Below are 25,368 nucleotides of genomic sequence, written 5' to 3' on the forward strand. Positions count from 1 at the left end.
CCAGGAGTTTTTTTGTCCGGTGCCACTGGCTATTGCCGGATGAGAGGCAGCACGGCGACGGTATCTGCACCTTGTACCTTCACGAAGTAAGTGCCGGTGGGTAAGCTTTCTACCGCCAGCGGCTGCAACCCGGCCGGGCAGGTGTATTGCCGTACCAAGCGGCCCGTAGCTTCGAGTATCTGCACGGTGTAGGTGCCAGCTGGCAGGCTGCTGAGGTCAAGCGTAGCCATGCCCGTGGTTGGGTTCGGGAATACGGTTACCAACGTGCCAGCCGAGTGCCGGAAGCGCACTGCCTGCACCGGGCTCAGGGCCGACTGGCCATCCGTGTCTACCTGCCGCAGGCGGTAGTAGAGCACGCCCGTGGTGCGGGCGCTGGCTCCGGCATCGGTATACTGGTAGCTGGCGGCCTGCATGGTGGTGCCCCGGCCCGCCACCGTAGCGATGCTCGTGAAGTGCGTGGCATCCAGCGAGCGCTCTACCTCGAAGTGGTGGTTGTTCACTTCCGTGGCAGTAGCCCAGCTCAGAACGGCATCGGAGCCGCTAGTCGTAGCCACGAATTTAGTGAGCTGCACGGGCAGCGGGGCCACGATGGTTACCGCATCGGCACTGGTGCCGGTGCTGGTGTAAGCGGGGGCGGCAGTGGTGGTGGCCAGGGATGTGCGCTGTGGATTGAGGTAGCTGGTCGCCGCGTTGGAGCCGTAGGCCGTGCCAGTTACCGCCGTAGCAGCGATGTTGGCTGCGAATGTAAACACCACGCTAGCCCCCGAGGGCACTACTAGGGTAGGCGTCAGGGTAAAGGTGGGCTTGTTGGTGCCGGTCACAGTGTAGTCGGTACCCGCCACCAGAGTCTTACTAGTACCGTCGGCGGCCTGAATTACGGCCGACGACGACATGCTGGCGTAGGTAAATAGGCCAGTGCCACCCACTTTCGCCAAGTCGGGCGAAGCGATTAGGCCGGTGATACCGCCGCCGGTATTAGAAACGGTGTATACGTAGGCAGTCTGCATAGTACTCGACCGCGTCACGTTGGGAAGCGTGGTGCGCAAGGCAGTGGTGAGGGTTGGTAAGCAGTCGCCGCCGATGGTGGTGTTTGCGTTCCTAATGCCTTCGGTTGCACCCGTACCATTGGCACCAGCCGTAACAACAGCCGTACTCTTTAAAGCACTACTGCTGAATACTGCGCCGCCGCCGCCGCCGCCGCCGTTGCCATTGCTGTTGCTATCGCCACCATCACCACCACTGGCATTTGCAGTTAACGTGGTTAGGCTGGCAGCTTTTAGCACCACTGTGCCGCCAGCGCCGCCGCCGCCACCGCCACCGGTTATAATGGCTTGGCCAGAAAAGCCGCTTGCTGAAACAGTAGCAGTGCCGCTAGCGGTCCCGGTGCGGAGGATGATAATGCCTCCACCCGTACCCCCACCTGATGGCAAGAAGGTGTTTGTATTATTTACGCCAGCACCACCACCACCACCTAGGTAGAGGGATGCTGGTGTGACGGATGATGTAGCAACACCCCCATCTCCACCTAAAGAGGTGGTAACATTTGTGCCATTCCCATCACCCTGCCCTTGCCCGCCAGTGCCACCATTAGCACCACCCCCGCCGCCTGGGGCATAGCCTCCAACACGGTTGCCACCTCCGCCTCCCGTAGTAGCCTGGCCACGAGCATAGCTGCCACCAGCATAATCCTGATAGGTTTGAGGCCCACCACTACTAGCTACACTGTTGCTATAAACCTGAAAAGGAGAACCACCTATGCTTTCTCCTTTTGAAGAATGAGAGGCTGAAGCTGTAGATACGTAATCAGTATTGGGCCCATTGCTAGTGTTCTTCACTGCTGCCCCTCCTCGGAAGCCTTTACCATCCATATTCAAGCCAGCTCCCGTATTAAAAGTAGTAGCGCCCGCTACTTCCAGCGCGAGTACACCACCCGTCGAGCCATCCCAGGCCGTGCCTGTTACCGTGCCCGAAAGCGTGAGGGCGGAGTACTGCGGAATGCGGATGACTTGGAAAGTATTGCCAGTAGCGTTAGCCGTGTAGGTGCTGGTAAGCTTCGCAGCCAGCGTCAGATTGCCGCTGCCATCTACCGAGCTGGCCGCCACGGCATATTCGTAGGTGCCGGCCGTGGGAGTACCACTCACCGTTCCATAAGTATTATTGTTGACCGTGCTCATCGTTGCGCCCTGCATCTGCATAATCAGCAGCATATCACCGGCCGCAATGGGGGTAGCGGTATTGCCGGTCGGCGTGGTGCCCACGGTAATCGTCTTGCTACCACTGGCGGCCGTTATGCCGGGGTAGTACACATTCGGCTGGCTGGTAGCAGTTAGCGTCATCGGCCCGTCCTTGCCCGGCACGGCGCACACGCCCGCAATATTGGCCGAGCCCTGCACAGTCACGGTCAGCGTCGAGGAGTTGTTGGCGGCTACCGCATCGGGCACCACTGCGCCGCTGGGGTAGGCATAATTGGAAGTTAGCACGTAGCTGTCGGCGGTGAGCCAGGTAATGATAACACTGTTGGTTACCGATTGCCCGGCTGCGAGCGTTACCTGCGGAAACGAAACCGTGCTACCGCTCTGGGTGCCGCCCGAAACGTAGGTAGCGCCGGTAGCCGGCAGCGTTAGCGTCGGAATGATGTTGGTGGCTGTTTCTACGCCGTTGTTGGTCGTCGTTACCGAGTAAGAAGTCGTCGTGCCGGGGTTTACCGTGGCCGAGCCGCTCATTACGGTTTGCACGTCAGCCCCAGTCACGGTTACGTTAATGGTGCCGGGGTTAGAAAGGTCACTGTTAAAGTTCCGAATCGTGTAAGGAGTCGAAACCACGCCGGAGAAAGTACCCGACGGTGTAAACGTGACCACTCCTTTGTCATCCACGCTAAACGTGCCCTTTCCATCTACCGTGTAAGAAACCTCGCGCGGTACCGTGTTGGGGTTCAAGTCTACTGTAGCGGGGTCAATGGCCGCGCCGTCGCCGTCCAGGTCGTTATCGAGGACGCCAATAGTAGTGGGTTGATTGTACCGGGTCTGCGCGTTGTCATCCACGGCAATGGGGGCCTTCACAATTTCCAGGCCCCGAATCTCGTGAATGCCATTTCTACCGCCCGTCGAGGCACCAAAGCCCACGCGCAGCGTAGAAGGCGGGCTCACAATCGTAAAGTTGTTAACAGCCGTGGCAACGCTTTGCCCGTTCTGGATGCGAACCGTAATTCTATAGGTGGTAACGCCGTTCGTGACAACCGGAATAACGTTGATATACGCCTTGCGGTAGCCGGCATCGGTGGGTTCTACAATGCGGCTGCCCTTGTTGGTTTTGGAAGTTCCCACGGCCAAGTCGAATGGCAGCGAATTGCTGCCGGTCAGGTAAGCGTAGCCGGTGTAGCGGGTGGGGTCGGCGCTGTTGTAGGGGCCGCGCAGGGTTACGGCATTCTTCAAAAGCGCGGTCTGACCGGGGTAGCCGCCGCTTTTGCCTTCCGAGGCAATGCCAAAGTTGCCGTATTCGTCGATGCCGATGCCCAGGTAGCCTTTGGTAACGCCTGGCTCAGTTACGGTGGGGCTCGTCTGGCGCTGGGCATAGCCCAGCGACCCTCCAAAACCACCAATTTTGAAGCCGTTGGTCGGCTCGGTGCCCGCCCCATCTACCAGAAAAATAGTGAATCCGTCGGCCGGCTCATCGGTAGTGGTTCCATAAGAGAAGAATTCGAACGAGATGCTGAAGCCGTTGGGCGTAGCAAACGTGTTATTGTCGATGGCGTAGCCCGCCTGCTCTAGCACCGCGTTCGTCAGGCGCAAAACGCCCTTGCCGGTGGCATCGATAGGAGTGCCACTGGGCGTGCCGTTGGCTGCCGAATTACCCGTTGCCGTCAGGAACGCATTGCCTCCCAGGGTAAAGTCGCTAGGATTGATGCCGTCAAAAGGGGCTTTCCGTGGAAAAATAATCGTCTGGGCCGGAGCCAAGGTTGGCAGCCCCATGGCTGCCAGCAGCGCTAGCGCGCGGCCGGCCTTACTGAGACGACCCGCTACTTTTTTGCAGAGGGGTAAGCATGTATTCATGGTACTGAGTTAGTTGGTGGAAAAAATATGTTGCAGGCGAATAATGGAAAATGAAATAGTATTTTTAGAGTATAAAAAATAATTTTATGATTTATGTTTCCCAAATCCAATTTTCTCTACGATGTTTTATAAAACATAAAGAACTGACTGTCAAATATTTTAAAATAAAGCATACGATTATGCCACAAAGCTAAGCTAGGAGTTTCATGTAGCTGACACATTTTTGTAATTGTACTATTGGGGAATTTTCTTAGGTCCTAATATTTAGGAGAAAATGCACAGATAGCGCATCCATAAGCCCGTTTTACCTGGTTGCCGTGCCGGCGCAGGGCCCGCGCCGGCTGGGGAGGGGGAAGGGGTTGGCCGCCCAAAACCAGCGCAAGGCTACCGCGCCTGCGCTACCTGCCTGCCGTACCTTTGCCGGCGTGCAACAGCTAGAACAAACCCTAAAAACTGCCCTGCAAGCCGCCGCGCAGGCCGTATTCAACCAGGATATTCCTGCCGCCAGCCTCGTGCTGCAACCCACGCGCAAGGACTTTGCCGGCAGCTTCACCCTCGTCACGTTTCCGCTCACCAAGGCGTTTGGCAAAGGCCCCGAGCAAATCGGCCAGGCCCTGGGCGAGTGGCTGAAGGCCCACGTGCCTGCCGTGCGCGGCTACAACGTGGTAAAAGGCTTCCTGAACCTCGAAATCGCCGATGCCGAGTGGCTCCAGGTTTTTGGCGCGCTGCTGGCTACCCCGGCCGGCACGCCCGTGCCCACTGGCGGCCCGCAGCGCGTGGTGGTCGAGTACTCGTCGCCCAACACCAACAAGCCCCTGCACCTGGGCCACTTGCGCAATAACTTCCTGGGCTACAGTGTGGCCGAGATTCTGAAGGCTACCGGGGCCACCGTTACTAAGGCCAACCTGGTGAACGACCGCGGCATCCACATTTGCAAGTCGATGATTGCCTACCAGCGCTACGGCGCGGGGGCCACGCCCGAGAGCGCGGGCCTCAAGGGCGACCACCTGGCTGGCAAGTACTACGTGCTCTTCGAGAAGCACTACCGCGAGGAAATCAAGCAGTTGGAGGCCGAAGGCGTAGCTAACGACATCGCTAAAAAGCAGGCCCCTCTGATGCTCGAAGCGCAGCAGATGCTGCAAGCCTGGGAGGCCGGCGACGAGGAAGTAATGGCCCTCTGGCACCGCATGAACGGCTGGGTTTACGACGGCTTCAACGCCACGTACCAGAATATCGGCGTCGATTTCGACAAGTTTTACTACGAGTCGGGCACCTACCTGCTGGGCAAGGAGCGCGTGGAGGAAGGCCTGCAAAAAGGCGTGTTCTTCAAAAAGGAAAACGGCTCGGTATGGGTTGATTTACAGGCCGAAGGCCTCGACGAAAAGCTGCTGCTGCGCGCCGACGGTACGAGCGTCTACATCACCCAGGACCTGGGTACGGCCGAGCTCAAGTACCAGGATTTTGGCTACGATAGCAGCATCTACGTCATTGCCGACGAGCAGAACTACCACATGCAGGTGCTGCAAGCCACCCTCAAAAAGCTGGGCAAGCCCTACGCCGCCGCCATTCACCACCTCAGTTACGGCATGGTGGATTTGCCTTCAGGCAAGATGAAAAGCCGCGAAGGCACCGTGGTCGATGCCGACGAGCTGGTGCTCGAAGTGGAGGAAGCCGCTAAGGCCGCCACCCTTGAAAAGGGCAAAACCGAAGGCCTGGGCGACGAAGAGCTAACCCAGCTCTACCACACGCTGGGCCTGGGCGCGCTCAAGTACTACCTGCTCAAAGTAGACCCCAAGAAGCGCATGTTGTTCAACCCCGAAGAGTCGGTGCGGCTGGAGGGCGATACGGGGCCGTTTATTCAGTACAGCTACGCCCGCATCTCGTCTATTCGCCGCAAGGCCGTGGCCCAGGGCGTGGCCGAAACCACTGATTTCAGCCAGCTAACCGAGCTGCAAGCTACTGAGCAAGAGCTGATTCAGCAGCTGGCCGGCTACGCGGGCGTGGTGGCCGAGGCCGCCCGCACGCTCTCGCCCGCCGTGGTGGCCCAGTACGCCTACGACGTGGCTAAGAGCTACAACCGCTTCTACACCGAAGTGCCGATTTTTGCCGAAATCGACCCGCTGAAAAAAGCCTTCCGCGTGGCGCTCTCGGCCAAGACGGCCGAAACCATCAAAATTAGCCTCGGCCTGCTCGGTATCGACGTGCCCGAGCGCATGTAGCGCGAAGCTTCCGCTTCGTGCACCGCCGCAGCGCGGCGAATAACCCACGTAGGTAGCCGCCTGTCCCCGAATCTGGTCAGACGGCGCACTTCCACCTTCGCCGCGTTGCGGCGACACGCGAGGCAGAAGCTTCGCGCTACTTTCCCTTTATGAAAAGCGTAGCAGTATACTGCGGCTCTAGCAGCGGCAACCAGGAAATTTATACCCAGCAAGCCCAGGAAATGGGCCGCGAGCTGGCCCGCCGTGGCCTCACGCTCGTGTACGGCGGCGGTTGCGTGGGCCTCATGGGCACCATCGCCGATGCCGTGCTGGCCGAAGGCGGCCGGGTTATCGGCGTCATTCCCGGCTTCTTGGCCGATAAGGAGCTGGCGCACAAGGGCTGCACCGAGCTGCACGTGGTCGATACTATGCACCAGCGCAAGCTGCTCATGGCCGATTTGGCCGATGGCTTCGTGGCCATGCCCGGCGGCTTTGGTACCCTCGAAGAGCTGTTTGAAGTGCTGACCTGGGGCCAGCTCGGCCTGCACGGCAAGCCCGTGGCCCTGCTCAACACCCAGGGTTTCTACGACTCGCTGCTGGCGCTGCTCGACCACATGAGCGGCGAGGCTTTCCTGCGGCAGGAAAACCGCGGCCAGGTGCTGCAAAACGTTAATGCCGCCGCTTTGCTCGATGCCATGGCCGCCTACCAGCCCCTGCGCCTCGAAAAATGGCTGACGCCGGAGAACAGCTAAGTAACTAGTTGATAAGGGTATAACCAAAAGACCCCTGTGATGCTGAGCTTGCGAAGCATCCTATCACATTTGAACGATTGGTTCTGGCGTGATAAGATGCTTCGCAAGCTCAGCATCACAGGGGTCTTTTTTTATCAGGAAAACCTACCGCGCCAGGCGCAGGCCGGTGAACTGCCAGCGCTTATCGGCGTGGAAGAAGTTGCGGTAGGTGAGGCGGATGTGGCTCTCGGGCGTGGCGCACGAGCCGCCGCGCAGCACGAGCTGGTTGAGCATAAACTTGCCGTTGTACTCGCCCAGCGCCCCGGCGGCGCGCTGGTAGCCGGGGTAGGGGTGATAGGCCGAATAGGTCCACTCCCAGCAGTCGCCCAGCAGCTGGTGGCAGGCGGTGGGGTCGGCGTCGGGGGCTACTGGCTGCGGGTCGAAGTGATTGGTTTCGAGCCAGTTGCCCCCTTGGGGTGTGGCTTTGAAGTGGCGGGCGGCAATTTCCCATTCGGCCTCGGTGGGCAGGCGCGCCCCGGCCCACTGGGCGTAGGCATCGGCCTCGTAGAAGCTGATGTGCGATACCGGCGCGGCCGGGTTCAGCGGCTCCAGGCCGGTGGGGCCGTAGCGCTGCCACTGGCCCGCCGCGTTTTGCGACCAGTAGAGTGGGGCCGCCCAGCCCTCGCGGTTGACCAAATCCCAGCCCTCGCCCAGCCAAAACTGGAACTGCCGGTAGCCGCCCGCCTCCATAAATTGCAGAAACTCGGCGTTGGTCACGAGTCGGTTTTGCAGTTCAAACGGCGCTACCAGCACCTCGTGCACCGGCAGCTCGTTGTCAAAGGAAAAGCCCTCGGCTTGGTGGCCAACGGAGTAGATGCCGCCCGGTACCGGCAGCCAGGCCGCTGGTCGCGCTGCCGCGCCAGGTGAGGCAAAATCAGTGGCCGACACCTGCGCCTGGCCACCTGCCAGTTGCTCACTGCTCAGGTAAGCTGGGGCCAAGGGGTTGGTACTGAGGATGTACTTGATATCGGTGGCCAGTAGCTCCTGGTGCTGCTGCTCGTGGTGCAGGCCTAGCTCGACCAGCTCAGTGGCGGCGGCGGGCAGCTCGCCCAGCTGGCCGAGCAGGGTGGCCATGTGCTCGTCTATGTAGGTGCGGTAGCGGTACACATCGGCCAGGGGCGGGCGCGAGAGCGTGCCCCGGTCGGCGCGGTTTACCCTGGAGCCCAGCGAGTTATAGTAGGAATTGAAGAGGTAGGCGTACTGGTCGTTGTACACTCGGTAGCCCGGCAAAAACGGCTGGAGTAGCATCGTTTCCCAAAACCAGGTGGTGTGGGCCAGGTGCCACTTGGGCGGGCTCACGTCGAGGTTGGGCTGCACCACGGTGTCTTCGGGCAGCAGCGGCTGCACCAGCGCCACCGACTGCGCCCGCACGGCCTGGTAGTGCGCCGGCAAATGGGGGGGCGTCAGCGTAGCCGCTGAGGCGGCAGAGGGTAAAGAGGATGCAGCAGACATAGAAACGCGAATAGGTAGGCAACTAAACCACCCGCTTAACCGCGCCACCGGGCTCAGGGTTGCACCAGGGCCGCGCAATTTGGATGCGGCCGCAGATTCCTTAAAATAGCCAAGAAAATTCTGGATTTAAGGAATTTACCGCCGCCTGTTTCAGTTTGCCAGAGCCAATAGCAATAGCTGCCCGGCAGCGACCAGATTTCCCTTACCTATTTCCGTTAATTTCTTCTATTATGCCTACGATTGGTGTCAATTCCAACCAGCACGATTCAGCTTCTTCTTCCAAGCCAGCCAAGCGCCCCGCCCGGCGCGTGGGTGAAAAAAGCCGCCGGGGCTTCGCCGCCATGTCGCCCGAGCAGCAGCGCCGCATTGCCAGCGAAGGCGGCCGGGCCTCGCACGAGAGTGGCCGGGGCCACCGTTTCTCGACGGAGGAGGCCCGCGCGGCCGGCCGCAAAGGTGGCCAGATAAGCCGCCGCGGCCCCAGAAAGCCATCTGCCGACGCCGCGTAAGCGCTTTTGTGCCGCACCTTTGCCCCTATGCTTACTCTTACGTACCAGCGGCGGGCGCTGCACTTCAACTTCCCGGCGCGCACCTCGCGCGGCGCGCTCACCGAGCACGTAGCCCACTACCTGGCCCTGCGCGATGCGCAACGGCCTGGTAGCACGGGCTGGGGCGAGGCCGCCCCGTTGGCGGGGCTCAGCCCTGATTATAGTATTGACTTTGAGAATGTTGTGCAGGAATTTTGCCAGCAGTTCAATCAAGCTCAGCAGCAGTCCCTCACGGCCGAGGAAGCGGCCGCCCTGGTGCCGGCTTCCCTGCCGGCTTTGCGCTTCGCCCTCGAAACGGCGGCCCTCGACCTGGCCGGTGGGGGGCGGCACCAGCTCTATGCCAACAGCTTTAGCCAGGGGCGCGCCAGCCTGCCCATCAATGGCCTGGTGTGGATGGGCGATGCCGCCTTCATGCGTGAGCAGATTCGCCAGAAGCTGGCTGCTGGCTACGCCTGCCTGAAAGTGAAAATCGGTAGCCTCGACTTTGCCACGGAACTGGCCTTATTGGCCGAAATAAGAGCCGAAGCTAGTCCTGACCAGTTGCTGCTGCGCGTGGATGCCAACGGGGCCTTCGCGCCCGCCGACGCCCCGGCCAAGCTGGCGGCGCTGGCCGAGTTTGGTATTCACTCCATTGAGCAGCCCCTTGCGGCCGGGCAGTGGCCGGCGCTGGCGGCGCTGTGCCGCGCGTCGCCCATTCCGGTGGCGCTCGACGAGGAGCTGATTGGCCTCACCGACCCCGCCCGGCAGGAAGCTTTGCTGGATGCCGTGCGCCCGCCCTACCTCGTGCTCAAGCCCACGCTGCTGGGCGGCCACGCCGCCACCCGCCGCTGGATAGCCCTGGCTGAGGCCCGCGGCATTGCCTGGTGGATAACCTCGGCCCTGGAATCAAACATCGGCCTCAACGCCGTGGCCCAGCTCGCGGGTGAGTACGACGTGGCTGGCTTTGCCCAAGGCCTGGGCACCGGCCAGCTCTATCACAACAACCTGGCGGCCCCACTCACCATCCAGGCCGGGGCCTTGCACTACGACCCCGCTGGCCACTGGGACCAGCCCTAGACCGGGCAAAGCCAGGCCGCAATGCTGGCGGTGCCCCGCCCCGCGAACTCCCCAAAATACCCCTTGCCTGCGCCCGTAACTCGTTGTATATTTAGCTTTTCTCTGGCTAACTGTATTAAGTGTTATGCGCGCGTGCTTCTGGTTTGGTTGGCGCCGGTTGGGCGGGCTGCTACTAGCGTTGCTGGTGGGGCTACCTAGCCTTGGCCCGGCCAGTGCGCAGGTAGCAGTGGGCCCGGCACCCACCTTCGCCCTCACTCACCGCGGCCGGCACCAAACGCGCTTCGCCTACCTTGCGCAGCGCAACCTGGTTATCGTAGCGGCCCGCCTCAATGGGCAAGGGCCGTATAATTTTCTGCTCGATACGGGCGTGGGCACCAGCCTCATTACCGACCCCCAGGTAGCGAGCCAGCTGCACTTGAGCCGCGGCGAAGAATACCGCATGATGGGCGTGGGCGGAACCGATAGCGGCCTGCGCGCCTACGAGGCCACCAACGTGCGCGTAACCCTGCCAGGAGCTGAGGCGGCCGGCATGAGCTGGCTGGTGCTCAGCAGCGACGTGCTCGACCTATCGGGCTACGTGGGCATGCCCATCCACGGCATTATGGGGTCCGCTTTGTTTCGCTCGTTCGTGGTCATCATTCACTCCGACCAGCACCAGCTAATACTCGCCGACCCCGCCCGCTACAAAGCCCCCAAGGGCCGCCGCTGGGCCAGCCTGCCGCTGGTGTTCGACCACGACAAGGCCTACCTCTCGGTGGGCGTGCAACAGCTGAATGCGGCCCCCGATGTCCCGCCCCTGGCCCTGCGCCTGCTGCTCGATACTGGGGCCGGCCACGCCCTCAGCCTCGAAACCTCTGCCGACCAGCGCCTGCGGCTGCCCGAGCTGCGCCTGCGCACCGACCTGGGGCGGGGCCTCACGGGGCTCATCAGCGGCTCGCTGGGGCGGGTGGCGGCCGTGCAGCTGGGGCGCTACAACCTGCCCCAGGTGCTCACCTCCTTTCCCGATTCGAGCCAGGTGCACAACCGCCTCTCGGGTACCGAGCGCGCCCGCCACGGCAGCCTCGGCTACGAGGTGCTCAAGCGCTTCACTACCGTTATCGACTACCCCCACAGCCGGCTGCTGCTGCGCCCTACCACGGCGCTCAGCGAGCCGTTTGAGCACGATATGTGCGGCCTCGACCTGCTGGCCACCGGCCCCAACTACCGCCAGTACCAGGTGCTGCGCGTGGTGCCCGGCTCGCCGGCCGCTACCGGCGGCGTGGCCGAAGGCGAGGAGCTGGTCAGTATCAACTTCATTCCGACTTCCTTCCTGTCCATGACCGACCTCAACCACATGCTGCACTCGCAAAACGGCCGCGTGCTGTACCTGGTGCTGCGCCGGGCCGATGGCGAGCTGCACCCCGTTAGCGTAAAGCTCAAGCGCCAGATATAAGCTGGGCGGCGGCGGGGTAAAAAGGTGCTTCAAGCCCTGAATTCCGTACTTTTTGCCCCCTACGTTGCCCCTATCTTTCGCGGCCGCTCAATTCCCGCTTTATGCCCGCCGCCGCCACCGATTCTGCCACGCTGCCGCCGCCCGATATTCGGGCCAATCAGCACATCTACCGCGATTATTTTCGGGAGGAATTTACGCAGACGCTGGACGAGAATTTGTTGCAGCTGCTTGACAGAGTTTGGTTTAGAACGGAGCTGGTGGGCTTCGATGATTTTCCGCAGCGCAATAATCCCGACCGGCCCCTCATTTTTGCGTCCAACCACTCGGGCATGGCCTTCCCCTGGGATGCCATTATTTCGCTCTCGCACCTGTGGCGCCATTTGCTGAGCCGCACCGGCTCGCTGCGCGACCTGCCGCGGCCGCTCTCGGCCCCCATGCTCTCGGCCACCACGCTGATGAACCCCTACCTGGTGAAGGACTTTTGGAAGAAGTGCGGCAGCGTGGACGCTACCACGCTCAACTTCGAAACCATGATGTACTACCAGGAGCTCAACCTGATGCTGTACCCCGAGGGCGTGGCCGGCATTGGCAAGGGCTTCAACCGCAAGTACCAGCTTCAGCGCCTGGCTACCAGCATGTTGCGCATGAGCCTGCTGCACAGCACCGACATCATCCCCTTCTACTGTATCAACGGCGAGTACCTCAACCCCTACGCCTACAGCTTCGACTGGATAAACCGACTGGTGAAGAAAATCGGCATCCCGTTTTTGCCCATCACGCTGCTGCTGCTGCTGATGGTGGTGCAGCCCTGGATTTTTTACCTGGCCCTGCCCGCCAAGCTCACCTTCGTAATGGGCACCCGCATCCGACCCAGCACCCTCACCACTAAAAAGCACGACGAGCTGACCCGCGAAGAGTACCTGGCCCTAAGCGAGCAAGTGCGCCAATTGATGCAGGCAGAAATGGACGCCGCTGTGCTAGCCCACGGCCAGCACCCCTACCAGTGGCGCGAGCTGTGGCAGCGCATGAAGGAAAACCGCCGCTACTTCCCGTTCTTCCTGCCTTTTGCCTGGCCCGCCGCCTTCGCCGAGTTCGAGCGCCGCTACGTCACCAACGGCGAGCGCGACTTCGACATGCAGCTCGACCGGCCCGGCACGTTCTGGAAGCTGCTGTGGCGCAACCCCTTGGTGCTGGCCTATTTTATTCCGGTGCTGGGCTGGATACCGCTGGCCATCAAGGGTTACCGGGGCCACAAGCTGCGGAGTAAGCACGTATAATAGCCTGCCAGCTACCTATATTGCGCGCCCGGACTGGTTATGCGGAGCAGCAAGCGTAGGTTTGCGGCAAGTAGTCGGCTTGCATACTAGTTGCTCGGGCCAACGCAGTCAGTTTCAACTTCTTCAACTTCCCCTCCCTTCACTTTCTTTTCACTCATGGACGACCTGTTTAAGAAATTCATCAACACCGGCGTGGGCTTTCTCTCGCAGGGTAACAAGGCCATGCAAACCGCCATCGAAAAGCTGGTGAAAGAAAGCAAGCTCTCGGAGCAGGAGGGCAAAAAGATAGTGGACGACCTGCTCAAAAACAGCGAAAGCAAGCGCGCCGACCTCGAAAAGCAGTTCAAAGGCCTCACCGAAGACCTCAAAAGCCGCGTAGGCCTCAACGCGGACGGCAAGAAAGCGGCCGCCGCCAGCAAGCCCAAAGCCGCCGCCGCGAAGCCCGCCGCCAAAGCTGCTCCTGCCAAGCCCGCCGCCGCCAAAAAGCCCGCCACCAGCACCACCGCCAAAGTGGCCGGTACCGTTAAGAAGGCCGCCGATAAAGTGAGCGACGCCGCCAGCAAAACCCAGCATTCGGCCGCCGCCAAAGCCGGCGCTACTAAGAAGGCCGCTGCTAAAACAGCTGGCGAGGATAATGCACAAGATGCTGATTAGCTGATGATTGTGGAAAATATAAAAGGCCCCGCTGCACCATGCAACGGGGCCTTTTACGATTGTAAAACGGGGTGGTACTCCGTTTGTCATCAGCGCAAATCGGGCAACGACAAACGGAGTACCACCCCGTCTTACCCTACGCCTTGGCGTAGGTTACTTCTTTCACGGCTTTCAGGATGCGGGCCACGTTGGGTAGCGACGCTTCGATGAGGGTGGGGGCGTAGGGCAGGGGCACATCGGCGCAGGTGATGCGGATAACCGGCGCGTCGAGGTAGTCGAAGGCGCGGCGCTGCACCATGTAGGCCAGCTCGCCCGAGATGCTAGCCAACGGCCAGGCCTCTTCGATAACCACCAGGCGGTTGGTTTTCTTCACCGAGTTGATGAGCGTATCGTAATCGATGGGGCGCACCGAGCGCAGGTCGATTACCTCGGCCGAGATGCCTTCCTTGGCTAGCTCATCGGCGGCGGTGTAGAGCAGCTTCATCATTTTGCCGAAGCTCACCAGCGTTACATCCTTGCCTTCGCGCACGATGTTGGCCTTGCCGATTTCGAGGATGTATTCCTCTTCCGGCACCTCGCCCTTATCGCCGTACATCAGCTCCGACTCCATGAAAATAACCGGGTCGGGGTCGCGGATGGAGGCTTTCAGCAAGCCCTTGGCGTCGTAGGGGTTGGAGGGTACTACTACCTTGAGGCCGGGGCAGTTAGCAAACCAGTTCTCGAAGTTTTGCGAGTGCTGCGACGACAGCATGCCGGCGTTGCCGGTGGGCCCGCGAAACACGATGGGGCAGGAGTACTGCCCGCCCGACATCGAGTGGATTTTAGCCGCCGAGTTAATCACTTGGTCGATGGCCACCAACGAGAAGTTGAAGGTCATAAACTCGATAATCGGCTTGAGGCCGTTGGCGGCCGCGCCCACCCCGATGCCGGCAAAGCCCAGCTCGGCAATCGGCGTATCAATCACGCGCTCAGGGCCAAACTCGTCGAGCATGCCCTGGCTCACCTTGTAGGCCCCGTTGTATTCGGCCACTTCCTCGCCCATCAGAAAAACGGAGGGGTCGCGGCGCATTTCTTCGTTCATGGCCTCACGCAGGGCCTCGCGGAATTGAATGGTACGCATCTCTTAGAATAAGTTAACGTGGTAAAGTTAAGGCACGGGCGCGGGTAACAAAGCCAGAAATTTGCCCGGCGGCCCCCTGTTATTGCCACCGGGCGGGTTAAACCCAGCTTATCTGGGCTCGCCCTATCTGCGCCGCGTTCGGCACGCTGTCCTTTTTTATCTGGCTCAGAAGTAAAAGGGTTCCTATGTAAGGCTCCCCGAATGGTTTGGCGGCGTTGAGCTTGGGCTAGCAGCCCTGCCGCCCTAGGCCGAGTGCCAGTTGTGCTTGGTGAGCTTATTAGTGAGGCTGGCAGGTACCACATTCAAGGTGAGCACCTCGCCTAGCTTTTCAAGCACCACCATGCAGCCGGCGGGCAGCACGCCGCTGGGCCCAAACTCTAGCTCCTTGATTTTGACCGTCGTTGTGAGGCCGTTGCTGTTTGGAGTGAGTTGAAAGGGCTCGCCCGTGTGGCCGTGAAAATGATACGTAAACACCACTTCGTCAAGTAGTTGCTGAATATCGGCCATGCCGTAGCCGCGTTGGCTGGCATCGTCTTTATCGTGGGTGAGCAGCACGTCGAACAGCTGCTTGGTTTTGTGCAGCCGCCGCAGGGCTTTCTGCTCGTACTCCTGAATAAAGCGCTTGTCGCGGCGGCCCTTGCGGTCGCCGATGCGCCCGATGCCCACAAAAGTCAGCTCCTCGTGCCCGGTGCGGTAGTGCTGCGGCCAGCCGGTTTTGCACACCCACACCCGCTCGTACGCATCAATCGGAAACAGTGGCGCCTCAGGGTGTTGGGCTTCCAGCTGGTCGAGGTAGTCGTGGTCTTCGTGGTTGCCCCGCACGCAGAGCATGCGCAGGCCCAGCTCCTCCAGAAAATGCCGGATGGCGGGCTTGTCGGCTGCAAAGTCGTCGTGAAAGCCCAGCTCATCGCGGTCGCGGGCGGCATGGCGCAGCGTAGCCTTATCAAGCGTTTCCAGCCGGGGGTAGGCCCCCAAATCACCGCACTGCAAGATAACGTCGAGCTTGTGGCCGGTTTCCCGCTGGTAAAGGTCTGCTAGCTTGAAGGGCAGTAGCAGCTTGCCGTGCACATCGGCAAATAAGGCAGCTCTCATAAAATAAAGCAGTTTTCAGGGTGGGGTTACGCGCCCCGGTCCGCCGGCGCAGCCGGCCGACCGGGCAACTTACTTCAGCGCTTCCCGAAACGCCTGGCCCTGCACGTAGTTCTGAAACTCCAGGTCTTCGGTGGCCTGGGTGGCGAGGTCGCGGTTGAACTGCACGGCCTGGCGCAGCTCGGCGGCCAACGTAGCTTGGTCGTGGCGGCGGGCGGCGGCCACGGCCAGGCCGTAGTGCGGGGCGGCGGCCTGGGGGCGTAGGTCGAGAGCCAGGCGATACTGGGCGGCGGCCGCGTCGTAGGCCCCGCTTTGTACCAGCACCAGGCCCTGGTTCAGGTAGTTCTGGTAGCTGGGGCCGGCCAGGCGCAGGCTGGTGAGCGCCTGCTCGGGCTGGCCCACTTGAATTTCGAGGGCCGCCTTATCCGAAAAAACCTTGCGCAGAATGGCGCGCGGCCCCCCCAGCTTAATGGCGTAGTCGTAGTCTTGCAGGGCCTCCAGGCGCTCCTGGGCGTGGTGGTGGGCCGAGGCAGCGCGGTAAAACAGCTCGGCCGTGGGGTGGCGGTGGGCGGCCAGCGTGAAGTTGACGGCCGCCCGGTGGTAGTAGTTCTGCTGCACTTTCAGGCTCGACTCTTTTTCGGCGCGCAGGGCCAGCACGGTGCCCAGGTTGTAAAACGCCTCCCAGCGGGCGGTGCTGGCGGCAGACAGTTCATAAATGCGCTGCTTCTCGGCCAGCAAGGGCGTGAGGGTGGCTGAGTAGCGCAGCTCCTCGGGCGTGAGGACGTCGAGGGCGGCTTCCTTTTCCAGGATTTTCTTGCTCAAAATGTACACCTCCGAGTCGTAGCGCGGCGCGGCGGTGTAGGTCACAGCCACCGTGCCCCAGCGCAGCACCGGATAGATATAATCCTCCAGATAATCGAAGTAGCTGAGCTTGTGCAGCGCCTTTTCCTTCTGGGCAAACGTGCCGCGCGTGTCGTTGATGATGCTCACCACCGAGTCTTGCTGCGCGGGCTTCAGCACCGAGTTCTGCACCTGGTTGAGCAGCAACTCCCAGCTGTTGCGGTAAGCCAGAGTATCAAACTTAATGTTCTCTACGCTATTAAGATACGAAAAACCTTTCACGCGCTGCTTGTAGTAGTAAAGCAGCATTTTGACGCGCTTGCTGGCCAGCGCCGGCTGGTGGGCATCGGTAGAGTCGGGCGAGTGGCCGGCCGCGATGAGCACCCGCTGGGTGTGCTGGTTCTGGTCGATGAGGTCTTCGAGCGCCGCAATGTTGGTGCCCAAGTGCGAGCGGATAAACCACTGGCCCTGGTCGAAGAAAAGCGGCAGCGTGCGGGTGCCGCTCATCACGTTGCTGGCCGACTCGGGCAGCAGCGCCAGCAGCGTATCCTCGATGACCACGCGGCGAGCCGGGTCGGCAATGCCGCGGGCCACCAGGGTCTCCGTTTTGGCGGTCAGCACCTTGCCGTGGGGTTTTAGCTCGCGCACCTGGCCGCGGGCCATGAGCTGGCCCGGCGAGCGCTGCGGCGTGTTGGCAATGGTGAAGCGTCGGCGGCTCACCAGCCGGCCCTTCACCGAGTCATCGTAGGTGAATTCGCTGGAGGCAAACGAGAGGCGGCCCACCGTGTCGAGGCGCAGGTCGTGGTCGTATTTGTAGGTGAGCAGTACCTCGTACACGGCCCCCTTGTGCAGGTGCTTGCCCGCCACGCGGGCGGTGGCCTCGAAGGGCACGGCCTCGCCCACGGCCGTGAGCGGAGCGGGCTCCACGGTAACGCGGCGGCCGTTTTCGGCCACTTGCAGCATCTTGGGGAGGGGTGAGCAGCCGGTGAGCAGCAGGGCCAGGAGCAGGCTCGCCCAGTGGAGCTTACTTGTTGAGTATGAACGCAAATCGAAAAAAGTTGACGGCAGCTAGCGGAAGCCGGGCAACAACCCGGCCCGCGCCTTAACGTAAGACGTAGCCTAACGTTTGCCGCTGGTTAAGTTGTATCTTGGCCCGGCAAAGTTGCACCGCATCGCCTAAACCCTCCTCTATGAACCGCTTTACTGACTTCATCGAAGCGCAGTCTTTTGGGCTGTGCTCGGCCCTGGGGCAGCGCTGGGGCTTCAGCACGCGCAGCATCCGGCTCTCGTTCGTCTACGCCTCGTTCTTCACGTTTGGCTCGCCCATCGTGTTATATTTCGCCGGGGTTTTCTGGATGAATATCCGCCGCGCCTGGCGCCAGCAGCGCAGCACCGTCTGGGATTTGTAGTGGAATTAGAAATTAAAAATGAAGAATTAAAGATGGGCCGCTCAAATCTCGCTTATTGAGGTATTGAGTGGCCCATCTTTAATTCTTCATTTTTAATTTCTAATTCCCAATTGCGAGAATTTTTTCTTACTCTGCGCAAAATACGCCCACACCAGGCTGCCCGCGTAGGTGCCGGCACGTTGCCGCACCAGCAGGCGCGGCCGGGTCAGGAGGCGGCGCTGCCGCCAGTAGCCCAGCTTCTGGAAAAAGTGCCAATGCGCCCGGCCCACGGCCTGCGCCTCGGGCCAGTTGCCAGCCAGCAAAAAGCGCAGGGCCGCTACCCAGTCGAGCAGCAGGCGCAGCGCAAAGGCGCTGGCTAACTCGCTGGGAGCCGAGTTCTTATATAGCAGCGCCAGCCCGTTGCGAAAGTTGAGGTAGGTTTTGCGGGGGCTGGCTTTGGGGAGGGTGCCGCCGCCCACGTGGTGCACGCGGGCCCCGCCGTGGTACCATATTTCGTGGCCCGCATTCTGGGCGCGCCAGCAGAAGTCGATTTCCTCCATGTGGGCAAAAAAGGCGGGCTCCAGGCCACCCAGCTCGCGCCAGGCGCTGGCCCGCACCAGGCAGCAGGCCCCGCTGGCCCAGGCCACGGGGCGCGGGTCGTCGTACTGGCCGCGGTCGGTTTCGAGGGTGTCGAAGAGGCGGCCCCGGCAAAAGGGGTACGCCAGCCGGTCGAGGTAGCCGCCGCCGCCGCCCGCGTGCTCAAACAGCGTGGGGTCGCTGTGGGCCAGTATCTTGGGCTGCACGGCGGCAATGCGGGGGTTGGCTAGCAGCAGCGCGCGCAGGGGCGGCAGCCAGCCGGGCTGCACGTCCACATCAGAGTTGAGCAGCACAAAAAATGGGTAGTCCAGCCGGGCCAGCGCTTGGTTGTAGCCTTCGCAAAAGCCCAGGTTTTCGTCAAACAGCAGCAATTCCACTGCTGGGAAGCCGTGGCGCAGCAGCGGCACCGAGTCGTCGGTAGAGGCATTGTCGGCCACTACCACGCGGGCTCCGGCCGCGTGGGCCAGCACACCGGGCAAAAACTGCCGCAGAAAGTGCTCGCCGTTGTAGTTAAGAATTACAATGGCCACATCGGACGCGGAGCCTGCTTGGGAATTGGGAAGGAGGAAGGAGGAATTTCCCGAAATATTTCCCGGGGGTAATTCCTCCTTCCTCCTTCCCAATTCTAAATCCAAATTCTCAGCTGCCAAAGTTGCTCAGGTCGAGGCCAGGAATGTTGGGCATCAGGCCACTGGTCTGGCGCTGAAGCTCTTGGCGCGCCTGCTCGGCGGCGGCTTCCGAGGCCTTGTTCACGGCCGCAATCACGAGGTCGGGCAGCATTTCGCGGTCTTCGGGCGTGAGCAGCGAGGGGTCGATTTCGAGCTTCACCAGGGTGCGGTGGCCGTTGACGGTGGCTTTTACCAGGCCGCCGCCCGCCTCGCCGGTGGCGGTAATGTGCTGAAGCTGCGCCTGGGCGGACTGCATCTTGTCTTGCAGCTCCTTCACTTTACCCATCATGCCCATCATGTCGAATGCCATAGTCGTAAAAATAGTAGTTTCCGGCGGGCCGGAAAGTGGTTGAAAAAGGATTGCGCCGGCCCCGGCCCAAGTGGGCGGGCGGCTGCCAGGGGCAACCCAGGCAGGCAAATTTAGTTCAAACCCAGGCTGGTGGGCTGCCGGCAAATCCTATTTGACAGGACTTACGCAAGGTAGCTTTCCCGCTGAGTTAACTCTCTGAGTAAGCCCTGTTTGAGTAACTATAAAGAAGCCCACCCTGCGTAGACAAGGCGGGCTTTTTGGAAAATGTAATTAGCTGATTAATTGATAATTAACCCAGCTTCGACAGGGCCGTTTTGAGGGCGGCCAGCACGATGAGAAGGGCCTGCTCGGGGTGGGAGCCGAGGTGAATGTGCAGGGCCCGGCGGTCGTTGTCGCGCAGGGCTTGCAAGTCGCCCTGGGCCTGGGCGTTCTCAAAGGTGCCGAAGGTATAGGTGCGGCCGGGCAGGGCCAGGTCCTGCGGGTGGTCGGCGGTGAACTGCACAAACAGGCCCACGTTGGGGCCGCCCTTGTGGTACTGGCCGGTCGAGTGCAGGAAGCGCGGGCCGTAGCCCGAGGTAGTGGCCAGGCGCAGCTTATCCTGCACTTGCTGGCGGAACTCGGCCAGGTCGGCGTCCAGCTTGTCCGACTCGTGCAGGTAGGCTTGCAGGGTCATAAAGTTGCCGGGCTTAGCCTGCTGGAAAAAATGCAGTAGCACGCTGGCCGCATCGGTGCCGCCCGCGGGGCTGTAGTAGCTGATGCCATCGGCGGCGGCGGTGGGCTGGCCGGCGCTGGGCAGCTGGCCCTTCTCGGTCACTTCCTTCATCAGCTTGTCGGTGGCCGTTTTGGCGGCCTGCACGTTGGGCTGGTCGAAAGGATTGATAGCCAGAATGATGCCTGATACGGCCACTGCAATTTCCCAGCGGTAGAACTCGCGGCCCAAATCCAGCGCCTTGCCAAGGTGAATGAGGATGACCGGGTGGCCGGCCGCCTCCAGGGCCTTGAGCTTGTCGCGGTTGGCCTGGTCGGGGAAGTCGTCGTAGCCCACGTACACAAACACGCGGTCGGTGCCGTACTCGTCGGGACGGCCCAGGGGCTCGCCGGCCACGGGTAGGATGCCTTTGCCCTCTTTACCAGTGCTTTCGGCCAGCAGCTGCTCCAGCCACAGACCCAGGCTGCTGAGGGTGTCGGGGGTGAGGAAGGTGAGCTTGTCGCGGCCCTGGGTGGCCAGGTAGCCGATGGCCGTGCCCAGCAGCAGGCCGGGGTTGTTGGCTACCGCGCCCTGCCCGCCGCAGGCCGTCATCATCTCCACTGCGCCGTGCAGCAGGGCCTCAATGTCGATGCCGTAGAGGGCGGCCGGCACCAGGCCGAAGTAGGTGAGAGCCGAAAAACGGCCGCCTACCTCACTGAAATTCAAGAAGATGTGGCGGAAGCCATCGGCCGTGGCCTGGGTCACGAATTTGGAGCCCGGGTCGGTGATGGCCACGAAGTTCTCGCCCGCCTGGTCGCCCTTAATGGCCTTTACCTTGTCGTAGAAATAATCGCCGAAGGCCAGCGGCTCGGCCGTAGTGCCCGACTTGCTGGCCACCACAAACAGGGTGTGCGCCAGGGGCAGCGTGGCCTCGAGGGCGGCTACGGCGCCGGGGTCGGTGGTATCGAGAATGGAGAGCGGCAGGCCCCCCGCGGCCTGGTCAAACGAGCGCTGAAACACGATGGGGGCCATGGTGCTGCCGCCCATGCCCATCACTACTACGTGCTGAAAACCAGCGGCTTTCACGTCGTGCACAAACTGCTTGATTTCGGCCACGGCCTTGGTCATCACCTCGGGCGTGTCGAGCCAGCCCATAAAGCTGCGGATGCTCTGCTGGGCCGCGGCGTCCTGAGTCCACAGGGTGGCGTCTTTCTGCCAGAAGCGGGTGGTGAAATCGTGGGCGTTGAGGTCGGCAACTTTGGCGTCGATGGCTGGCTGGTACTGACCTAAGTGGTACGTAGCGGCAAATTGGGAATCGGGCATGGGGCAGGTGTTGGTGGTCGGTTGAGTGTTGATAATTGAGTAAAGAAGAACGTCATGCTGAACGCAGGGCAGCATCGCGCTCGCATCATCGAACGATTGGGGTTAGCGTTGCGAGCGAGATGCTGCCCTGCGCTCAGCATGACGTTCCTGCTAGTTCATTACTATTAGTTTAAACGTCTTATCTTAAAATAGTTACGGTACCAGTCTGGCTGAAATCCTGCCCGGCCTCGTCGCGCAGCGTGAGCCGCCACACGTAGGCCGAGCTAATGGGGGCGTGGCCCCGAATGGTACCGTCCCAGGTTTGGCCGCGGTCGGTGGCCCGGAATACTTCCTGGCCGTCGCGGTTGATTACTACGAAAATGAAGCCAGTTAGGTAGCGGCCTTTTAGCTCCAGCACATCGTTGAGACCGTCGCCGTTGGGCGTGAAGGCGTTGGGCACCACCAGCAGCGGCCGGCGCGTGAGGCTGGCCACGTTGGAGTAGCTGACCGCGCCGGCCGGCAGCCCCGCGCCGCTGGCCTGCACCCGGTAGCGCAGAATCTGGCGGTTGGTGGGCGGGGCGGGGTCGAGGTAGGTGAGGCCGGTGAGCGCGCCCGAGGTAGCCAGCACCGTACCATCGGCGGCCAGGGTGAGCACGCGGTAGCTAACGCCCGCCGCCGGGCTGCCCGGCCCCCGGAAGGCCGACCAGCTAAGCTGCGCCGTGAGGCCATCGGGGTCGGCGGCGGCCACCGCCAGCAGGCTGGGGCAGGTGGGCTGGCTGGCGGCCGAGGTGTTGCCACAAACGTCGAGCAGGCGGGCGGTGTAGCAGGGCGGCGCGGCCAGCAGGGCGGCCAGGGTGGCGGGGTCGCGCAGGGTGTCGGTAGCGGTGGGCACGGCCGCAAAGTCGAGCGCGCCCGGCCCGCCCTGGCGGCTGTACAGCAGCTGGCCGCCGGCCGGCAGGGCCACGCCATTGGCTTGCGTGGCCGTGAGCGTGAAGCGATTAGCCAGGTCGAAGCTGGCGTTGAGCAGCGGCGCGGGCGGGGCAAGGGTCGACACGGTAGCCACCGCCACCGTGGCCGATACCGAATGGCTGCCCCCTGCCCCGGCGGCTTGCAGGCGGTAGGCGTAGCGAGTGCCGCAGGCCACGGCCGCATCGGCGTAGCTGGTGGCCGTGGCGGGCAGGGTGGCCAGCGCGGTGCCATCGCGCAGCACGGTGTAGCCGGCCACGGGGCCGGCCGTTTGCCAGGTCAGGTTATTGACGTTGTTGAGCGAGGCGGCGCTGAGCGCGATGGTAGGCACCAGCGCCGAAAACGCCGAATCGGTGCGGCACACGTCGCGCCGGCCCAGGCGGTACTGGCCCGCCGGGGCCCCGGCGAGCGTGAGGGTGCCGCTGCCCGCCAGGGCAGTCTGCACCCGCCGAAACCCGCCGGGGCTGCTGGCATCGGCGCGCTGCACGTCGTAGAGGTAACCCGCGGGTAAGTTACTGATATCGAGCGCAATGCTGCCCGGTAGCGCGCCCTGCACCGTGAGGCGGCCGAGCGTGGGCGTTTGGGGCGCGGCCAGGGCGGGCACCGTTTGGGTGGCCTGGCCGCTGCACAAATTGTTGGTGAGGTAGCGGCCGATAACAGTAATGCTGCTGCCGGCGGCGGCCGGAAGCGTAGTGGTGCTGCCCGCCGCCAGCGGCCCGATGAGCGCGCCACCGCCGCCGACCTGGGCAAAATATTGGTCGTAGCCGCTGGCGGCCAGGGTCAGGGCCACGGTGTTGTTCAGGCAGCTGGCCAGCGTGAAGCCCGGCGCGGGGGCCGCAACTACCTGAAAATTACGTATGTAAACCGTGCCCGTACCCCCGCTCACCGAAGTGTTGCTAAGCTCCAGAATGGTAAACGTGCCGGCTACCGTGGGCGTATAGGTGTCGTTGGGAAGCTTGCCTGGGGCTGGGTCACAGTTGGGCGGCTGGCTGTTGGTGCCGGGCAACGCATTATAATAAAGCAGGTTGGCTGGTACCACCCGGCCGCAAGCGGGCGTGAACCGCACCGGCCGGCCCACGCAGAGGGCCTGCACTTCCTGGCCCGACTGCACATCGGTGGCCGTGAAGGGGTTAGCGCAGCCCGCGGGGGGGCTACTGATGGTGCACTGCGCCCGGGCCGGGGCCGCCGGTAGCAGGGCCAGCAACCAGCACAGGAGCAGGGGCAGCGATAAAAATTTCATGCAGAGTTTCCGACTTGCTGTGGTAAACCGGTAAAAGTCAAACGTAAGTAAGCTTAGCAAACGTGGGAAGCAGCTCAACTTGCATTGCCCCGGCTGCCGGCAAGGTAGGCGGCGGCCCTACTGCCAGGCGTACTCCCGCACGAAGCGGGCGGCGCGGTGCAGGTCGGGGGAGAGTACCCGGTCGCGCGGCACGAAGGTAACCACCTCGCGGAAGGCGGCGGCCACGGCCTCCAGGGCCGGGCTGCGGCCCGTCGCGCCCGTTTCGGCGGCGCGGCGCAGGTCCAACGCCTGCACGGCAGTTAGCAGCTCGATGCCCAGGATTTGCTCCGCGTTGTCGACCACCCGGCGGGCCTGGGTGGCGGCGTTGGCCGCCATGCTTACATAGTCGGCCGGGCCACCACCGTCCGCGAAGCTGACGGCACTGGCGGGGGTGCACAGCTGCTGGTTCTGGCTCACGAGGCCGGCGGCGGTACGGTGCGGCATTGCCAGGCCCGCGTGCAGGCCCGGCTCGGCCACCAGGCCGGCCGGCAGCCCGCGCTGCCCCGAAACAAGCTGGGCGGTACGGCGCTCCGAGATGCTGCCCAGCTCGGCCACGGCCAATGACAAATGGCTGAGCACCAACGCCAGGGGCTGCCCGTGAAAGTTGCCCCCCGTCAGAACAAGGTCCTCGTCGGGGAAGATGCTGAGGCTGTCCGTTACCGAGTTGCACTCGGTTTCGATGGTTTGGGCCACGTAGGCCACCGCGTCGCGGCTGGCCCCGTGCACCTGCGGCTGGCACCGGAAGGAGTAGGGGTCCGGTTCGGTCTCACGGTCGCTCGGGGCTGGCAGTTCGGAGCCAGCCAGCAGCCCGTGCAGCCGCGCGGCCACCAGCGCTTGCCCGGCGTGCGGCCGCAGGCGCTGCAAGCTTTCGGCAAATGGCTGCGCGTGCCCCCCAAACGCCGCCGTCGAGAGCGCCCCGATTACGTCGGCCGCGTTGAGCAGGTGCTGAGTGCGCTCCAAGGCCTCGGTGGCGTAGGCCAGCGCAAACTGGGTGCCGCCGAGCAGCGCCGCGGCTTCGTGGGCCTGCAACGGCAGCGGCTCCCAGCCGAAGAGGCTGTTGACGTCGCTGGCGGCCAGGCGGTAACCCTGGTAGCTGACTTCGCCCAGGCCCAGCAGCGGCAGGCACAGGTGAGCCAGGGGAGCCGGGCCCCCGTGCTCGTACACCACGGGCCACACGTCGCGGTTGAAGTAGTCGAGTAGGCGCTTGGCCGTGGCCACGGCCACGCCGCTGTGGCCATAGCTCAGGCCCTGCACTTTTAGCAGCAGCATGCGGCGCACAAGGGCAGTGGGCACCTCGGCCCCGGTGCCGCAGGCGTGCGACATTAGCAGGTTTACTTGCAGCTGAGCTTGCTCATCTTGCTGAATAACAGTATTATGTGGGGGGTTAAGGCCCGTGTTGATGTCAGCAAGGAGCTGGTCGGGCGCGGCGGCCAGGCGGTGGTGCAGGTAGTCGTAGCAGGCCTGCATACGGGCCACGGCCTCGGTGGGCAGCGTGAGCGCATCGCGGCTTTGCAAGGCAGCGGCCAGCTCGGGCAGGGTAAGCGCGTGGGCGGGGGAGAGGAGGGGCATAGGCCGCAAAAGTAGCCCGCCGGGCTACGGTGTTGGCTACCCGGCCGGTTGGGGGCTTTGGGCTGCACAGGGCGTGCCAGCTGCAAAAGCTGCGCTAC

Annotated in this window: 18 protein-coding genes; 8 read left to right on the top strand and 10 right to left on the bottom strand. The window is 62.5% G+C overall.

Features of this window, described 5'->3' with window-relative positions:
- Positions 1-29: 29 nt before the first annotated feature.
- Positions 30-4,049 carry a T9SS type A sorting domain-containing protein gene (locus QMK33_RS10260; RefSeq protein ID WP_283564495.1) on the bottom strand — a complete coding sequence of 1,340 codons (4,020 nt, stop codon included), beginning with the start codon at positions 4,047-4,049 and terminating at the stop codon, positions 30-32.
- Positions 4,050-4,474: 425 nt separating this feature from the next.
- On the opposite strand from QMK33_RS10260, the gene argS reads away from it, so the two are divergent.
- Positions 4,475-6,268, top strand: coding sequence for an arginine--tRNA ligase (gene argS / locus QMK33_RS10265; protein ID WP_283564496.1), 1,794 nt, complete (start codon positions 4,475-4,477; stop codon positions 6,266-6,268).
- A 149-nt stretch (positions 6,269-6,417) separates the two neighbouring features.
- Complete coding sequence (locus tag QMK33_RS10270) at positions 6,418-6,999, top strand: LOG family protein (RefSeq protein ID WP_283564497.1); 582 nt, start codon at positions 6,418-6,420, stop codon at positions 6,997-6,999.
- Positions 7,000-7,143: 144 nt separating this feature from the next.
- On the opposite strand, the gene egtB is transcribed toward QMK33_RS10270, so the two are convergent.
- Positions 7,144-8,490, bottom strand: a complete 1,347-nt coding sequence (gene egtB, locus QMK33_RS10275) for an ergothioneine biosynthesis protein EgtB (protein WP_283564498.1) — start codon at positions 8,488-8,490, stop codon at positions 7,144-7,146.
- Between the two features lie 230 nt (positions 8,491-8,720).
- Here egtB and QMK33_RS10280 point away from each other — a divergent pair, with 230 nt between their 5' ends.
- The 5 genes from QMK33_RS10280 to QMK33_RS10300 all read left to right on the top strand — a co-directional run bounded on the left by QMK33_RS10280 (position 8,721) and on the right by QMK33_RS10300 (position 13,454).
- Entirely contained in the window at positions 8,721-8,996 is a 276-nt protein-coding gene (locus QMK33_RS10280) for a KGG domain-containing protein (RefSeq protein WP_283564499.1), read from the top strand.
- Positions 8,997-9,023: 27 nt separating this feature from the next.
- Positions 9,024-10,091, top strand: coding sequence for an o-succinylbenzoate synthase (menC, locus tag QMK33_RS10285; RefSeq protein WP_283564500.1), 1,068 nt, complete (start codon positions 9,024-9,026; stop codon positions 10,089-10,091).
- A gap of 124 nt (positions 10,092-10,215) precedes the next feature.
- Positions 10,216-11,523, top strand: a complete 1,308-nt coding sequence (locus QMK33_RS10290) for an aspartyl protease family protein (protein ID WP_283564501.1) — start codon at positions 10,216-10,218, stop codon at positions 11,521-11,523.
- A 101-nt stretch (positions 11,524-11,624) separates the two neighbouring features.
- Complete coding sequence (locus QMK33_RS10295; RefSeq protein WP_283564502.1) at positions 11,625-12,800, top strand: lysophospholipid acyltransferase family protein; 1,176 nt, start codon at positions 11,625-11,627, stop codon at positions 12,798-12,800.
- Positions 12,801-12,956: 156 nt separating this feature from the next.
- The gene (locus tag QMK33_RS10300; protein ID WP_283564503.1) at positions 12,957-13,454 is read left to right on the top strand and encodes a phasin family protein; all 498 of its coding nucleotides are present in this window, start codon (positions 12,957-12,959) and stop codon (positions 13,452-13,454) included.
- Between the two features lie 136 nt (positions 13,455-13,590).
- Here QMK33_RS10300 and QMK33_RS10305 read toward each other — a convergent pair whose 3' ends face one another.
- The 3 genes from QMK33_RS10305 to QMK33_RS10315 form a co-directional block, all read right to left on the bottom strand.
- Positions 13,591-14,574, bottom strand: coding sequence for a pyruvate dehydrogenase complex E1 component subunit beta (locus QMK33_RS10305; protein WP_283564504.1), 984 nt, complete (start codon positions 14,572-14,574; stop codon positions 13,591-13,593).
- A gap of 243 nt (positions 14,575-14,817) precedes the next feature.
- Positions 14,818-15,666 carry a metallophosphoesterase gene (locus QMK33_RS10310; RefSeq protein WP_283564505.1) on the bottom strand — a complete coding sequence of 283 codons (849 nt, stop codon included), beginning with the start codon at positions 15,664-15,666 and terminating at the stop codon, positions 14,818-14,820.
- Between the two features lie 69 nt (positions 15,667-15,735).
- Positions 15,736-17,550 carry a tetratricopeptide repeat protein gene (locus QMK33_RS10315; protein WP_283564506.1) on the bottom strand — a complete coding sequence of 605 codons (1,815 nt, stop codon included), beginning with the start codon at positions 17,548-17,550 and terminating at the stop codon, positions 15,736-15,738.
- A gap of 143 nt (positions 17,551-17,693) precedes the next feature.
- On the opposite strand from QMK33_RS10315, the gene QMK33_RS10320 reads away from it, so the two are divergent.
- Positions 17,694-17,912: a PspC domain-containing protein gene (locus tag QMK33_RS10320; RefSeq protein WP_283564507.1), complete on the top strand. Its 219-nt coding sequence runs from the start codon at positions 17,694-17,696 to the stop codon at positions 17,910-17,912.
- 92 nt (positions 17,913-18,004) lie between these two features.
- On the opposite strand, the gene QMK33_RS10325 is transcribed toward QMK33_RS10320, so the two are convergent.
- From QMK33_RS10325 to QMK33_RS10345, 5 genes are all read right to left on the bottom strand, one after another.
- Complete coding sequence (locus QMK33_RS10325) at positions 18,005-19,018, bottom strand: glycosyltransferase family 2 protein (RefSeq protein ID WP_349361726.1); 1,014 nt, start codon at positions 19,016-19,018, stop codon at positions 18,005-18,007.
- A 109-nt stretch (positions 19,019-19,127) separates the two neighbouring features.
- Positions 19,128-19,466 carry a YbaB/EbfC family nucleoid-associated protein gene (locus tag QMK33_RS10330; RefSeq protein WP_283564508.1) on the bottom strand — a complete coding sequence of 113 codons (339 nt, stop codon included), beginning with the start codon at positions 19,464-19,466 and terminating at the stop codon, positions 19,128-19,130.
- 289 nt (positions 19,467-19,755) lie between these two features.
- A complete protein-coding gene (locus QMK33_RS10335; protein ID WP_283564509.1) occupies positions 19,756-21,477 on the bottom strand; it encodes a phosphoglucose isomerase-related protein in 1,722 nt (573 codons plus the stop codon).
- A 178-nt stretch (positions 21,478-21,655) separates the two neighbouring features.
- Positions 21,656-23,662, bottom strand: coding sequence for a T9SS type B sorting domain-containing protein (locus tag QMK33_RS10340; RefSeq protein WP_283564510.1), 2,007 nt, complete (start codon positions 23,660-23,662; stop codon positions 21,656-21,658).
- 117 nt (positions 23,663-23,779) lie between these two features.
- Positions 23,780-25,270, bottom strand: a complete 1,491-nt coding sequence (locus QMK33_RS10345) for an HAL/PAL/TAL family ammonia-lyase (protein ID WP_283564511.1) — start codon at positions 25,268-25,270, stop codon at positions 23,780-23,782.
- Positions 25,271-25,368: the final 98 nt, after the last annotated feature.

The organism is Hymenobacter sp. H14-R3 (assembly GCF_030063445.1).
GTDB lineage: Bacteria > Bacteroidota > Bacteroidia > Cytophagales > Hymenobacteraceae > Hymenobacter.